Source organism: Streptomyces albus subsp. chlorinus, from assembly GCF_013302895.1.
GTDB lineage: Bacteria > Actinomycetota > Actinomycetes > Streptomycetales > Streptomycetaceae > Streptomyces > Streptomyces chlorinus.
Genome location: NZ_VJOK01000001.1, coordinates 128,100 through 141,374 on the forward strand (window position 1 = coordinate 128,100; position 13,275 = coordinate 141,374).

The 13,275-nt window shown below is 71.4% G+C and carries 12 protein-coding genes and 1 pseudogene; 5 read left to right on the top strand and 8 right to left on the bottom strand.

From position 1 onward, the window contains the following. The first annotated feature begins 14 nt into the window (after nt 1-14). Together FM076_RS00625 and FM076_RS00630 are read left to right on the top strand one after the other, a co-directional pair. Nucleotides 15-407: a DJ-1/PfpI family protein gene (locus FM076_RS00625; protein ID WP_428814619.1), complete on the top strand. Its 393-nt coding sequence runs from the start codon at nt 15-17 to the stop codon at nt 405-407. 411 nt (nt 408-818) lie between these two features. Further along, a complete protein-coding gene (locus FM076_RS00630) occupies nt 819-1,484 on the top strand; it encodes a maltokinase N-terminal cap-like domain-containing protein (protein ID WP_173868000.1) in 666 nt (221 codons plus the stop codon). A gap of 99 nt (nt 1,485-1,583) precedes the next feature. On the opposite strand, the gene FM076_RS00635 is transcribed toward FM076_RS00630, so the two are convergent. After that, nucleotides 1,584-2,501 carry a LysR family transcriptional regulator gene (locus tag FM076_RS00635; RefSeq protein ID WP_173868001.1) on the bottom strand — a complete coding sequence of 306 codons (918 nt, stop codon included), beginning with the start codon at nt 2,499-2,501 and terminating at the stop codon, nt 1,584-1,586. A 212-nt stretch (nt 2,502-2,713) separates the two neighbouring features. Between FM076_RS00635 and FM076_RS00640 the strand changes: the two genes are divergently transcribed. After that, nucleotides 2,714-4,114, top strand: coding sequence for an MFS transporter (locus tag FM076_RS00640; RefSeq protein ID WP_243274249.1), 1,401 nt, complete (start codon nt 2,714-2,716; stop codon nt 4,112-4,114). Nucleotides 4,115-4,262: 148 nt separating this feature from the next. On the opposite strand, the gene FM076_RS00645 is transcribed toward FM076_RS00640, so the two are convergent. The 4 genes from FM076_RS00645 to FM076_RS00660 form a co-directional block, all read right to left on the bottom strand. Beyond that, on the bottom strand, nt 4,263-5,171 hold the full coding sequence (locus tag FM076_RS00645; protein ID WP_173868002.1) for an NmrA family NAD(P)-binding protein: 909 nt from the start codon (nt 5,169-5,171) through the stop codon (nt 4,263-4,265). A 76-nt stretch (nt 5,172-5,247) separates the two neighbouring features. Further along, a complete protein-coding gene (locus tag FM076_RS00650) occupies nt 5,248-6,228 on the bottom strand; it encodes a zinc-binding dehydrogenase (RefSeq protein ID WP_173868003.1) in 981 nt (326 codons plus the stop codon). 493 nt (nt 6,229-6,721) lie between these two features. Next, nucleotides 6,722-7,207, bottom strand: a complete 486-nt coding sequence (locus FM076_RS00655; protein ID WP_173868004.1) for a MarR family winged helix-turn-helix transcriptional regulator — start codon at nt 7,205-7,207, stop codon at nt 6,722-6,724. A gap of 228 nt (nt 7,208-7,435) precedes the next feature. Further along, nucleotides 7,436-7,762 carry a rhodanese-like domain-containing protein gene (locus tag FM076_RS00660; RefSeq protein WP_173868005.1) on the bottom strand — a complete coding sequence of 109 codons (327 nt, stop codon included), beginning with the start codon at nt 7,760-7,762 and terminating at the stop codon, nt 7,436-7,438. Between the two features lie 36 nt (nt 7,763-7,798). Between FM076_RS00660 and FM076_RS00665 the strand changes: the two genes are divergently transcribed. Further along, entirely contained in the window at nt 7,799-8,533 is a 735-nt protein-coding gene (locus tag FM076_RS00665) for a TetR/AcrR family transcriptional regulator (protein ID WP_345944830.1), read from the top strand. Here FM076_RS00665 and FM076_RS00670 read toward each other — a convergent pair. Continuing rightward, nucleotides 8,441-9,081: pseudogene (locus FM076_RS00670) on the bottom strand (LysE family translocator). The gene FM076_RS00665 and the pseudogene FM076_RS00670 sit on opposite strands and share 93 nt — an antisense overlap. Nucleotides 9,082-9,312: 231 nt before the next feature. Between FM076_RS00670 and FM076_RS00675 the strand changes: the two are divergent. After that, nucleotides 9,313-11,307 carry an SMI1/KNR4 family protein gene (locus FM076_RS00675; protein ID WP_173868006.1) on the top strand — a complete coding sequence of 665 codons (1,995 nt, stop codon included), beginning with the start codon at nt 9,313-9,315 and terminating at the stop codon, nt 11,305-11,307. 681 nt (nt 11,308-11,988) lie between these two features. Here the strand turns inward: FM076_RS00675 and FM076_RS00680 are convergent. Together FM076_RS00680 and FM076_RS00685 are read right to left on the bottom strand one after the other, a co-directional pair. Continuing rightward, nucleotides 11,989-12,429, bottom strand: coding sequence for a hypothetical protein (locus FM076_RS00680; RefSeq protein ID WP_173868007.1), 441 nt, complete (start codon nt 12,427-12,429; stop codon nt 11,989-11,991). 388 nt (nt 12,430-12,817) lie between these two features. Beyond that, complete coding sequence (locus FM076_RS00685; protein WP_173868008.1) at nt 12,818-13,234, bottom strand: nuclear transport factor 2 family protein; 417 nt, start codon at nt 13,232-13,234, stop codon at nt 12,818-12,820. Nucleotides 13,235-13,275 lie beyond the last annotated feature (41 nt).

The window sequence follows — 13,275 nt, forward strand, 5'->3', positions numbered from 1 at the left end:
GATAGCCGGGCACCATGACCGTGCCCACGGTCCCGGGAACGTCCTCCAGCGCCAGTTCGACCCCCAGCGGTATCCCCGTGTCGCTCACCACCGCACGCCCGCGGCCCGGACTGACCATGGGCGGGATCTGCACCGGCGCGATGCTCCTGTCGGCGGCGAAGATCACCCGTGGCCGGCCGTGCACGACGCACTTCGCGGCCCGTGAGGACCTCGCCGGGGAAGGCGGAAAGCTCACGTACGGGCGCGTGGTGGACGACGGCGACCTGATCACCTGCGGCGGTGTCACCTCGGGGCTCGACCTGGCCCTCTGGCTCGTCGAGCGCCTCTACGGCCCCGCGGCCGCGCTGCGTGCCGAGATGGTCCTGGAGCACGAACGCCGGGGCACTGTGTGGCGCGCGGAGGGCTGACCCGCGGAGAGGACGCTGTTCACCTTGTTGACCGGCTTGTGCACGTTCCTTTCCGGCTGGCGGGTGATCGCTTCGCACGGGCGCGGTCGGCGGGGCCGAACGCGCCACCGGCACCGACACCGGCCGCACCGGCATCCCCACCCGCCTGGAGCCCGAACCCATCGCCGAGCGCATGTTCCAGTGATTCGCCGAGAGCGCCTGCCAGGCCGACGTCCCCGCCCTGCGCCGGCACACCAGGCCCCGCCGACAGCTGATCCCTACCGGGCACAAGGACCCCGCCCGGTCGGCCGCGCACGCCGCGACCGCACAGCTTCGGATACCCGCGAACATCGGGCTGAGGGCGTTGCGGTGCGACCCGATGCGCTGCCTCTATCGTTCCTCGCACAACACCGCGACAGAGGGGACCCCGGCATGGCCGTCATCCACCACACCGTTGTCAAACCGACCAAGCTGGAACTGCTCACCTCCTGGCTGCCGTCCCGTCCGTGGTACCGCGGCAGCGCCGACGGACCCGCGCCGGCCAAGGCCGGGGGCTTCCGGCTGGACGACCCGGAGGGCGAGGTCGGGATCGAGTTCATCGTCGTCACCGACGCCTCGGGTCCGGATCCGACCACCTACCTGGTACCGCTCACCTATCGCGGTGCTGCGCTGGAGGGGGCGGAGCACGCCCTCGTCGGCACCATGGAGCACGGTGTGCTGGGGCAGCGCTGGATCTACGACGCCTGCTACGACCCGGTGGCGGTTGCCCAGTTGCTCGCCCTGATCGCCGGGCGGGCCCAGGCCCAGGACCAGGACAGCAGTGACACCCCCGACCGGGAGGTCACCGCCTCCCTCGCCGGTGCCTGCCCCGCCCACACGGAGTTCACCGCGACCGAGGACCAGGACAGCACAATGCTGACCACGCCACAGGGCGTGACTCTCCGGCTGCACCGGGTCCTGCGGCCCGAGCCCGCCGCGGACGGCCCGCTTCTCGCTCCGCGCGGAGCGACCGGCCACGTCGCCGGCGCCTGGAAGACACCCGAAGGCTCCCGCGTCCGGGGGCTGTTCGCCGTCCTGCGCCCCGGAAAACGGGACTGACCAGGGGGCACTGGCGCGGGTCGGCACAGCTGCGCCCGCGCCAGTGGCCAAGGGAGTACGACCGGCCGTCTCAGCAACGTGACAGGGGGCCTCCCTGCCTCACCCACCGGCCCCGGACCCACCGGCTCCGAACTCACCGGACCCACCGGCCGCCGCGTACAGCAGTTCACGCACCTCAGGCTCGCCCTCCCGCTCCTTCGCCCATACCAGGCGCAGGGCGAGACCGGGGGCGGTCAGGCCGAGCCGGACGAGCCGGCGGTGCTCCAGCTGGTCCGCGACGGCGAACCGGGGCAACAGGGCGATGCCCAGCCCCTGTTCGGCCCAGGCACGCATCACCGGCACTCCCCCTGCCGCCACCCGCTCCACCTCCGGTCCCAGGAGCTGCTCCGCGACCAGGCGGAAGGAGCACTGGTCCACATTGACCAGCAGCCGCTCCCCCGCGAGGTCGTCGGGGGCGAGCGGGTGGCCGGCCAGCGGGTGTGAGGGTGCGGCCACCAGGTCCAGGGGGACCGTGCCGACGTCGAGGCTCGCCAACGGCACGGTTGGCACGGGGAAGCCCAGTTCACCGAGTGACCGGCCGCTGTCCAGCAGCAGGGCGGCGGTCAGGGTGCCCTCGGTGACCTCGTCGAGCAGCACGCCGCGGTCGCCGGTGACGCGCGTCTCGACCCTGAGACCGGACTGCCGTGCGGAGAGCCGTCGCAGCACAGCCGGTACGCAGTGGGCGGCGATGGTCTCCAGCGCCCCGAGCCGCAGCCGACGCGCGGCTCCCCCGACCTCGCTGACGGCCTGCTCGGCCTGGTCCAGCAGCCGTCGCGCCCACTCCACCATGCGGTCGCCCGCCGCCGTCGTGCGCATCCCGTGCGGGGTGCGGGAGAAGAGGGCGGCTCCCACCGTCTCCTCCAGGGACCGGATGTGGGCGGAGACCGACGAGGGCGCGAGGTCGAGGGCGTGCGCGGCCTCGGTGACCGTTCCGTGCTTCACCACCGCCTCGAACGTGCGCAGTTGCCGCAGTTCCATGCCCGGTGTTCCTCCCCTCCCTCGCCCGCGCGAGAGCGCTGCTCGCATGGGAGCGGCTTCTCACGCAAGACGTCCCTCTTGTGCGAGAGGCCCTTCTCGTGCAACAGGTCCTTCTCGTGCAGGAGCGCTCTTCGCACGCCCTTCGGTGTTCCCGAACGGAGTGTACGGCTGTGCCGGTGGAGCCTCGCCGTGCGCGATCGCACAGTGACGGCATGACGCTCGACAAATCCTCTCTGCCGTCCGGAGCGGCCGCGACGGCACCCGCCTGGCCGCGTCCGGACGCCGTATCGTCACGCCGCCGCAGAGGGCCGGTCCTCTTCGGCGTCTCGCTAGGCTATTTCATGGTGCTGCTGGACAGCACCGTGCTGTCGGTCGCCGAACCGGACCTCGCCTCCTCCCTGCACACCTCGGTGACCGGTCTCCAATGGGCGGCCAACAGCTACACCGTGGTCTTCGCGGCCCTGCTGCTGTCGGCAGGCGCCCTCGCCGACCGGCTGGGCGCCGACCGCGTCTTCCGCGCCGGAGTGGCCCTGTTCGCGCTGGAGTCCGCGCTGTGCGCGCTGGCGCCGAACGTGACGGCACTGGTCGGGGCGCGGGCGCTGCTGGGCGCCTCGGCGGCGGCGTGCGTGCCCGCGTCCCTGGCACTGATCGGCCGCCTCTACCCGGACCGACGGGAACACGCGCGGGCCGTCGCGAGCTGGGCCGCGATCAGCGGTGCCGCCGTCGCCGCCGGGCCGCTGGCGGGCGGCGCCCTGGTCGGCGTCGCCGGGTGGCGGGCCGTCTTCCTCGTCAACGTCCCGCTCGGCGCGGTGGCTCTGGCACTGACCGCGACACGGAGACTGCGCTGTCAGCGCGGCGACCGGCGACTGGACTGGCCTGCCCAGCTGACGGCCTGCGCCGCGCTCGCTCTGGCGACCGACGGACTGATCGCCGCGGGCGCGGCCTCGTGGTCCCATACGGCAGCGGCGCTGGCAGGTGCCGTTGCGGCGGGTGTGCTCTTCGTACGTCTGGAGAAGCGCAGCCCCGCTCCCGTGCTGAACCGGGCGCTGCTGGGCACACCGGCCGTGCGGGCGGGCCTGGCCGCCGGCGCGGCGGTCAACTTCGCCCTCACCGGTACGCTCTTCGTGCTGCCGCTCCTCTTCCAGTCCAGGGGGATGTCCCCGACGGCCACGGGGCTGGCGTTCCTCCCGCTGACGGTGCCGTTCGTCGTGAACCCGCCGCTGACCGGCCGCCTGGTCGCGAAGACCGGGCCACGGCCACCGGTGCTCGCCGGGCTCGTCCTGCTCGCCGCCGGTTCCGGTGTGCTCGGGGCAGCGGCGTGGGCCGCAGCACCTTATATCTGGTCCGCGCTGGGCCTGCTGCTGGCCGGTGTCGGCATCTCACTGGCCCTGCCCGCGCTGGTCACCGCCATCACCACGGCCGCGCCACCGGGGGCGGGCGGAGCCGCCGGGGGGCTGCTCAACGCCGTACGGCAGGCGGGCGCGAGCCTCGGCATCGCGGCCATGGGCGCACCGCTCACCGCCGGTACCGACGGCCCCTGGGCCTTCGCGGTCGCGGCCTCGGTGTGCGCGGCCACGGCCCTCTGGTTCCAGCGGGCGCACCCGAAGCGATGAACACTGGCCCCTCCCCCAGCGGGGCCGACCTTGAGGGCGCCAACCGCCCACCGCCGGCCCGTCTTCCCTTCCGGGCCGGATCCGCTCGCAACGGCACGGTGCCCGCCGCACCGGACACCGTGCCGTTGCGCCTTGCCGCAGTAGCGGGTTACGCCTCGGGGGCGGCCTCCCGGACGAAGTCCTCCAGCGGAACCGGCCGGACGTGCGGATACTTGGCGTTGTCCAGGGTGTCGAACTTGGCCTTGCCCGTCACCATGCACCACTGGTACTGGAGGCCCACGTAGTCGAACGGGTTCTGGGTGAGCCCGGCCTGCCGGGTGATCTCGGCGCGCAGTTCGTCAGCGGTGCCGAGGGTCCTGAGGGTGAGGGTGCGGCCGGTGGCCCGCTGGAGCGCCTGGTGGAACTGGCGCATGGACACGACCTCTCCGGCGAACCGATGGGTCCCCTTGGCCTGCGGGTCCAGGGCGACGGCGGCGGTGTATGCGGCTGTGTCGGCGACCGAGGTGAGGTCCAGCGGCTGCTCGGGGTCGCCCCAGTGGGAGACGGTGCCCGCTTTCCAGTCGACGATCCCCATGAAGCCGATCATGACTTCGTAGAAGGCGCCGTTGAGCACGGAGAGCACCTCCAGACCGGTGTCGCCGTACGCGACCGCGGCCTGTCGCCGCCAGCCGATCATGAAGTTGTCGTCGTCCTCCAGCTTCGTGATGTCGACGGCGAAGTCGGACGGGATGAAACGGTGGGCACCGGCCTTCTCCGCGGCGCGGACCAGGTTCAGCTGCCCGTCCACGATCAGGTCGGGGCCGCCCTGCACCGCCGACACCACGGTCGTGGCACCGCCGATCGCGTCGGCGAGTTTCTCCGCCGGGTCGGTGAGATCGCCTTCGACGAGTTCCAGGCCGCGGGAGTGGAGCGCCTTGAGCGCGGCCTGCTTCTCCCCCGCGGTGCCCGGCCGTATCAGGGCCCGCACAGGGGCGCCCGCGTCGAGCAGGGACGTGACGATCCGGCTGCCCAGCAGGCCGGTGGCGCCGACCACGAAGGTCTCGGGTGTGGTGGTCATCGTAGTGGTCTCCTCAGTGGGTCCCGGACCGCTTCTGGTCCGGGCGCATAGGGGGTTGTGCGGTGCGGAAGGCGGTTCAGGGGATGAGCAGGGTCTTGCCGACGGTGCCGCGGGACTCCACAGCGGCATGTGCTTCGGCCGCCTGCTCCAGCGGGAAGCTCTGCCCGACGACCGCCTTGATCTCCCCGGCCACCGCCAGCTCCAGAATCTCGGTGACCAGGTCACGGGCGTACGCGGGCCGGTTCCAGATGAGGCCGGCGCTGAAACCGGTCAAAGTCAGCCCCCGGCCGAACAGCTCCATGGGTTTCACATCGAGCGGCTGCCCGCTGGAGAAGCCGTACACGATCTGGCGACCGGAACCGGTGGCGAGCAGCGCGAACGACTCGCGCCCGAGCTGCCCTCCGACGTGGTCGTAGACGACCTCGACGGCCCCTCGCGCAACCTGCCGCACGTGGCCGGTCCAATCGGCGGTCGCGTAGTCGACGACCTGGTCGGCGCCCAGTTCCTTGACGAGGGCGAGTTTGTGCTCACCGCGGGCCGCGCCGATCACATGGGCGCCGGTCCGCTTGAGCAGTTGGACGAGGATCGTGCCGACGGCGCCGGCCGCGGCCTGCACCAGAACCCGGTCCCCCGCGGTGACGCGCCCGGCATCGACCAGTCCCTGGGCGGTGGCCCCGTAGCGGTAGAGCGCGACAGCGTCCCGGAGGTCCAGCCCCGACGGCACCGGGATGAGCGATTCCACGGGAGCCGGGGCGAGTTCGGCGTAGCCGCCCGTACCAGCCGTGGTGGCGAGCACCCGGCTGCCGACGAGCGTGGGGTCGACGCCCGCGCCCGCCGCGACGACCTCGCCCGCGATCTCCTTGCCGAGGACGACGGGCAGCGGCGCATCGCCCAGGGCTCCGCGCATCGTGCCCGAGCGTAGCTGGGTCTCCATGAACTGGATGCCGACGACCGCCACCCGGATCACCACCTCGCCCGGGGCGGGGCGCGGGTTCGGCACCTCGGCCAGGACCAGCCGGTCCGGTGGACCGAATTCTTTCAGCAGAACGGCACGCACTTGTCCTCACTCCTTGGGGGGGGGTCGTCAACGCGGTTTGCTACGCGTATTCGTTGACGGGTTTTCTCGCCTGCGGTGATGGAAGGGGGAGGCGACGGGTCGGGTGGAGGTCTTTCGGAACGGCCACCCGCGCCCAGGGGATGGTCGCCCGCGTTGCGGGGGAAGGGTGGCGGGATTCGAGCGCACGACGACGTCGCGGACGCCACTGCTTGGACGTCGGCGGGTGCAGGGCCCCGACCCACCTCGAAGACGGGGGGGGGGAAGGGCCGGATCAGGTCTCGGGGACCAAGGCTCAGCTGCCGGACGGGCGGCGCGGGCACGAGCACGATGACCGCCACAGCCGCGCCGGGTGGCACGAAGCACCGCTTGCCCGGCTACGGTACTTGGCCGCAGCCGGCCCGGAGGGCGTGCGGGACTGACGCCGAGCCCGGGGGTCCCGGCCCGCAGACGCCGCGTGAGGGGCTGATGTGCTGGGCTGACAGAGGGGGCTGGACTACCCCTTTTTCTTGATCGCCTCGGCGAAAGCGGCCAGGTGGGTGGCCAGATTCCTGATCTCGGTGGTGCTCCAGTCGTCCATCAGCTCGGCCACGATGTCGGCCCGCGCCCGCCAGAGCTTGCGGACGGCGAGCTTGCCCTCCCGGCTGACACTGACGAGATGGGCGCGGGCGTCCGCCGGATCCGGTTCACGGACAATGAAGCCGCGGGCCTCCAGACGCTTGGCGGGCGGCGTGAGCGTCGACTTGTCGACCTCCATGACGTCCGCGAGGACGGAGAGCCGCACCGGTGCGTGCTGGGAGATCTGGGCGAGCAAGGTGTAGTCGCCCAGGGAGAGTTCGAGGCCCGAAGCCGCCATGATGCGGCGTCGTGCCGCGGTGGAGAACATCCAGTTCCCCACCGTGGCGAGGGCCGCCGCCACCTCGCCGGAAGCCTCGCGTTGTTCGTCCGGTCCACCAGCGGAACCGGCAGACGTGCGTCCCATCTCCGACACCACGATCCATTCGGTTGGTTTTGACAAACCAACTATTACTCGTGGGAGCGCTTCGCGCAAGTGCGCCGCGCCGTCCCGCCCCGATCGACTGCGGCACTTCCCTGACGGCACGGCGGCACGGTGGCACGGCGGCACGAGAAACGGGGACACGGCACAACGAACGGGGCACACACCAAGGGGAGGGCAGACCCCCTCGGCCTGCCCTCCCCCTGGTTGGCGTCAGGCGGACTCGGTGGGGAGGCCCGCCTCCACCCAGTCCTGGATGCCCTCGCGGTACTTGCGGACGTTGGTGTAGCCGAGAGCGGTGAGCCGGTCGGCGACCTGCCCGCTGTTGGCGCACGCCGGGTTGGAGCAGTAGGTGACGATCGCGGCATCGCGGTCAGGGAGGAGGTCGGGCGCCTTCGCCTCCACGTCGGCCAGGACCAGCTCGATCGCACCGGGCAGGTGCTCCTTGGCGTAGTACTCGCCACCCAGGGCGTCGACGACGGTCACACTGCCGGCATCCATCGCCGCCTTCAGCTCGTCTCGTGTGATGAGTGCGGTCATAGCTCCACCTTCCAGAAAACGGACTATAGTCCGGGTGTGGCTCGAGACAATAACGGACCGCAGTCCGATTCTGCAACGCTGCTGGAACTCCTGCGCACCCCGCCGCCGAAGGAGCAGGCACGCTCGGCACGCAACCGCGCCGCCGTGCTCGACGCGGCCGCCCGGCTGTTCGCCGAGCACGGGGTGGAAGCGGTCTCCATGGACCAGGTGGCCGCGGCCGCCGGGGTCGGCAAAGGCACCTTGTACCGCCGCTTCGGCGACAAGTCCGGGCTGGCTGCCGCGCTTCTGGACGCCCGGGAACGCGTGCTGCAAGAGGCGATCCTCCACGGACCGCCGCCGCTCGGCCCCGGAGCCGCCGCCGAGGAGCGGCTCACCGCGTTCATCGACGCCTACTTCGACTACCTGCTGGAGAACCTGGCCCTCATCCGCACCTCGGAGACCGCCGCGGTCGGTGCCCGCTATCGGATCGGGGCCTACCGGTTCTGGCACCGCCACACCGCGATCCTGCTGAGCGACACACCCGACCCCGAACACGCGGCACACGCCCTGCTCGCCGCGCTGGCCGCCGAGCACGTCGCCGCGCTTCTCCCAGAACTCGGCGAACAACGGCTCCGGGCCGGCCTCATCCGCCTCGCCCGCTCGGCGATGCGGACCCAGGCCCCGGCGCCGGAGCGGGACTCAGTCCTTGCGCCCGGTCGCGGCCACGGTGACGCCGAGGCTGATCATGGCGATGCCACCGACTCCCCCGACCAGGGAAAGCCGCTGGGGTGAGCGCGCGAACCAGTCCCGCGCGGTGGCCGCGGCCAGGCCCCGGACGCAGTCCGAGGCGAGAGCGATGGCGTTGAAGATCAAGCCGAGCACGCGCATCTGGAGCACGACACGCCCCTGACCGCGGTCGACGAACTGCGGCAGTACGGCCGCGGAGAACACAAGCGTCTTGGGGTTGGAGGCCCCGACCAGGACCCCCCTCCCCGAACGTGCACAGGCCACCGCGCCCCCCCCGTCGCCGTCGGCGAACGAGGCCCGCAGCGAACCGCGCTCCCGCCAGGCCCTGACCCCGGGATACACCAGATAGGCGGCCCCCACCAGTCTGAGCACCGTGAAGACGATGATCGAGCGTTCCACGACGCACCCGATCCCAGGGCCACCGCCGCGACGATCATGTAGGCGCCGAGAGTGTTGCCCGCCACCGAGGTCAGCGCCGCGCGGCGCCCTTGCGACAGCGCCCGCCCGATCACGAACAGCACACTGGGGCCGGGAACGATGATCAGCAGGACCGACATGGCCGCGAAGGCGAGCAGGCGGTCGGTGGACGCCATGGAGCCGGGACAAGCACAGGGAAGTCCCGCTCTGCCCATGGTTTACCGACCGATGAGACGGAAGCCGAACGACACGGTCGGAGGAGGGCCGCCGGGGAAGTGGCGTAGGGCCCGCGTTGCCCGAGCGAGGCCGGCCCGGCTCGCTATCCGGGCCCCAGTGGGGGCAGTTGGTGCCGCGGGACGTTGCTGGATCAGGCGCTGCTGTCAGTGGCGGGTGGCAGCATCGGGCCCATGACGGACACCACGGCATTCGACTGGCGGCCATTCCTCCTGCGGTGGAGCGAGGAGTGGGCGGACTGCCTGCCGGATGAGAACCGGACCGAGGACGACGAGGCCGCCCGCCAGGCGCGGTGGCTGGGGTTCCCGCCCGCCTCCGAGGAGCGGATCACAGCCATGGAGGAACGCCTCGGCCGGCGAATGCCGCCCTCCTACCGGGGGTTCCTCAAGGTCAGCGACGGGTGGCGGCACGCTGGCGAATTCGTGTGGCTGCTGGCGGGAACGGCGGACGCGCACTGGCACAACGACGAGTCAGGGCTTGCCGAGATATTCGAGGAGTACCTGGACGAGGACGCCGGGCCCGAGGAGCGGCAAGAGGCCGAGATCTGGCGGCGCGGGCTGCAACTCGATGTCGAGTCCGACGCCACCTACATCCTCCTGGACCCCGAGGACGTGGACGAGTGCGGCGAGTGGGCCGTGTACACGTGGGCGAGCTGGCGGGCTGAGCCACCCGAGCGGTATGCGAACTTCACCGAGCTCATGCAGGACCTGTACCGGGAGTTCCACAGTTTGCAGGCCCGGCCGGGCGTCGGGGAACCGGAGTTCGCCAACGACACGACGCGAGAACTGGACTCGCTGGTGGAGGAGGCCCGGCTGGAGGCTCTGCGCGGCGGCTGGGAGCAGGCCCAGGAGGCCCTGGACGAGGCCAAGGAGTACGGCAGGCCGCGGGCCGCCGGACTGGGCGACCAGATACGCCGCCTGCTCGCAGAGACCTCCACGGTCCACTTCGAGGACCTGGTGTCCGACCCGCGCTACGCGCCCGATCTGCTGCCCCCGCTGGTCGCCGAGCATGCAAAGCACTCGTACCGCGACGACTCCATACTGATGTTCCATCTGCGGGGCGCCGATGAGGATGTGGTGTCGCTGGCCCACGCGACGCTGGACCGGGTGAGGCGGGGCACCTATCGCTACGCGGCGACCGGACCGTTCGGGGAGGCGGTCGAGCGGGCGCGCGAGCTGGCACGGTGGGGAGACACCGATGGGGCGTGGCGGACGCTGATGAACGCTCTGCCCCTGTGGGAACCACTGGGTCCGGACCACCTGGCCCCACTGGGCTGGGTGGCCGACCCCGTGCTCGGGCCGCTGTGGACCCCGGAGCGGGGCCGGGAGCTGCTGTCGACCCCCAGGGGCGGGATGGCGGGCGAGAAGCCGAAGCCGACAGCCGCGCTCGATCCCGGCGATCTGGCATGGCTCGCGGAGTCGGCTGCGGGCAACGGCTTCGCGTCCTACCGGTTCGTCCTGGCGGAGGGGCTGGGGCCGGAGGAGCTGGCCGCCCGTCTCGGGGACGAGGACGCGAGCACGGCCGGAGACCAGAACGGCGTCGTACTGAACGAGCCCATGACCTTGTGGGAGGCAGGCGACAGCCTGCGGGGCGGCCAGGTGGAGTTCTCGGCCTATGACGACCGGCCGGTCATGGCCGTCGGCCGGGCCGGCACCGGCACCGGCACCGGCACCGGCTGGAGCTTCGCCTTCGACGGTACCCCGGCCCCGTTCGACAAGGAGCGGTTCGTCTCCCCGGCCACGGCTGTCGGCGCGGGCACCCGCGCGGTGGTGGTGTGGAGCGGCCTGAAGGGAGAGCGCCTGGAGCAGTTCTTCCACCTGTCGGTGGCGCGGGACGGCGTCGAGCAGTACGCGTTCACCTACGCGGAAGGCGAGGTCCGGCGGAGTGGGCAGATACCCCCGGCGCTGGACCCGAGCCGGTTCCTCGGCGAGCCGGAGAGCGTCGCGGAGGCGGAGCGGCCGCTGCTGGAAGCGGTGTCCCAGGAGTTCGGCGTCCAGCTGCCACGACACGCCCTCGTGAACGGACGGCTGCACACATGCACCACCCGCTCCTGGACGCGTCCGCCCAGGGACGGAGAGACGTACGCGGTGATCCGCCTCGGCTTCCACCCCGGTCCTGTTCCGGACAGCGCGTGGACGGCAGACGGTGGCGGACCGGGAGGCGCGTAGAGCCCGGAGTGCAGGCAGGCGGGGACCGGTTCGGCGGCGGAGCGGACGAGGGCCTGCCGCCACCGACTCGTCCCGGGCCGTGCGGAGTGCGGGTCCCCGGTGGGCGCTCCGGAAAACCCCTGCAGGGCCGGCGTGTGGGCGACGTTCGGCCCGGGCCGGGATCGCCCGACACGCCGGCTGCGGGACCGGTCGCCTTCCGCCTGCGGACAGCGGGCTTGGTGGTTGCGGGTGACCGAGGGGTGTGTCGAAACGTCCTCCTTCAAATGAAGCAACAGCCTCTCGCCCAGGGACCACGCGGGTGGTGCGCCCTGGGCGCGACGGGCCGCTGGATGCAGCGATCAACTGGATTCGCGGGCTCCGCGGTTGGCAACACTGCGGTGGGGGCCCGGTTGCGAGGGCCGTTGCCCCGCAGCGGCCAGAGCCTCCGGCCCTTCTGGGTGCGACGTGCCCAGGCCCCACCGCCCCTTGTCCATTCACCGCTCAGGGGACGGCAGTGTCCTTGAGAGCGGACCTTCCCCGCCAGGGGCGGCGGGGCACCCTACTTCAGTTTGAATACGCGGCACGCTCCCCCACAGCAACCAAAGAGCATCACCGGTGAGAGCGGCCTCCGTCGCGATCCCTGCCCCCGGGCCGGAGTTCGGTCAGACATGTCAGATATGACGGAGAAGGAGTTCGTGGTCGTCAATCCGTGTGCGGTTTCCGCTCGAAGGCGACAAGGTGTTCGGAGGAGATGTCCCCGGAAGCGTCTTCCCAGTCCTCCCCGGGCGCCTTGGCCGGGACGTCCTGGATGTCGTGCGTTCGGTTCTCTCCTGGACCGACCGCACGCCAGGTGTCGGGACCCTTGGAGCCCATGTCGGCGGTAAGTGTCCGCTGCTTGCCCTTGAGGTCCGTGTAGACGAACTTGAAGTCGTAGTCGCACGTCGCGGCCGTACTGTTCGTGATCTGGAACTCAACGGTCATTGTGCGGTCGCCGTCCCCGCTGCTGCCAGAACCCATCCCCTTGAGGTCGGCGCGGGCGTCGCCCTCGGCGCAGGCTGCGTTCTTCGTTGGAGCTTTCTCCTCCGCACACGCAGCCAGGAGCGCCAGGGGAAGAAGGAAGACCACAGTCCTGTGTCTCGGCATGGAGAAAAGTGCAGCCTTGCCCAGGTGCGGCGTCAAGGGCATGTCGCGCCAAGTGCTTGGTCGAGCGGTACAGGGAGTGGGATGAGGGACGTGTGAGCCTGGAGTGTGCCGTGTGAGCGGGCGGTCACTGGCTTTTCGTCTCGTCGGCGGCGGTTGTCTCCGGGCCGGCCGGGCGCCTGGGCACTTCTGTTCGGGAGTGCCCAGGCGCGCTGGGGGGCCGTCGCACGTCCGGAGCCGTCAGGGGCGGGAGGGCCTCGCGCAGGGCACGCACCTGGTCGGTGAGGTTGCGTTCCCCGACGCGGGCCTTGGGGGGCGGAATGGTGGAAGCGGGCGCGCCGGGTGCGGCCGGGGCCGCCCCGGACGCGTTGGGCCCCTGATTACCGTCCGCTCAGCCTGCGTTGAACGCCTCGTCGACGGTCAACGTGTCCTCGTACAGGTGCATGCGGACGATCCGGCCGTCCTCGACCACCAGGTGCATGGCCGCGGGTGTGGTGAACTCCTTCCCCGTGGCCACAGCGGTGTGCGTCCAGACCGCCAGCAGCACCACGTCACCACCGTCGACGATGACGCGGTCCAGCGCGACCTTGCTCCTGCCGGGCGCGAAGTGCGGCCACATCGTGGTGAAGTACGGCGCGACCTCCTCCCGGCGGGTACGGCGCCCGGTCCAGGGCAGCGCGTCACTGCCGGGGACGTACCAGTCGATCTCCTCGGCGAACAGTTCCTGGATACCGTCAGGGTCCTGCCCACCGAGGCGCTCCACGAACTTCTCGGCCACGGTCCGCGAGGTCTGTGCATCTGTTGCCATCGTGCTTACCCTTCTAACCCTTCTTGCCTTCTTATCCTTTA

What these genes read in the sequence shown, in the direction of transcription:
- FM076_RS00660 (WP_173868005.1), bottom strand. Translation starts at nt 7,762, where the DNA reads ATGACCGCACTCATCACACGAGACGAGCTGAAGGCGGCGATGGATGCC.
- FM076_RS00630 (WP_173868000.1), top strand. Translation starts at nt 819, where the DNA reads ATGGCCGTCATCCACCACACCGTTGTCAAACCGACCAAGCTGGAACTG.
- FM076_RS00680 (WP_173868007.1), bottom strand. Translation starts at nt 12,429, where the DNA reads ATGCCGAGACACAGGACTGTGGTCTTCCTTCTTCCCCTGGCGCTCCTG.
- FM076_RS00635 (WP_173868001.1), bottom strand. Translation starts at nt 2,501, where the DNA reads ATGGAACTGCGGCAACTGCGCACGTTCGAGGCGGTGGTGAAGCACGGA.
- FM076_RS00645 (WP_173868002.1), bottom strand. Translation starts at nt 5,171, where the DNA reads ATGACCACCACACCCGAGACCTTCGTGGTCGGCGCCACCGGCCTGCTG.
- FM076_RS00655 (WP_173868004.1), bottom strand. Translation starts at nt 7,207, where the DNA reads ATGGGACGCACGTCTGCCGGTTCCGCTGGTGGACCGGACGAACAACGC.
- FM076_RS00685 (WP_173868008.1), bottom strand. Translation starts at nt 13,234, where the DNA reads ATGGCAACAGATGCACAGACCTCGCGGACCGTGGCCGAGAAGTTCGTG.
- FM076_RS00675 (WP_173868006.1), top strand. Translation starts at nt 9,313, where the DNA reads ATGACGGACACCACGGCATTCGACTGGCGGCCATTCCTCCTGCGGTGG.
- FM076_RS00640 (WP_243274249.1), top strand. Translation starts at nt 2,714, where the DNA reads ATGACGCTCGACAAATCCTCTCTGCCGTCCGGAGCGGCCGCGACGGCA.
- FM076_RS00625 (WP_428814619.1), top strand. Translation starts at nt 15, where the DNA reads ATGACCGTGCCCACGGTCCCGGGAACGTCCTCCAGCGCCAGTTCGACC.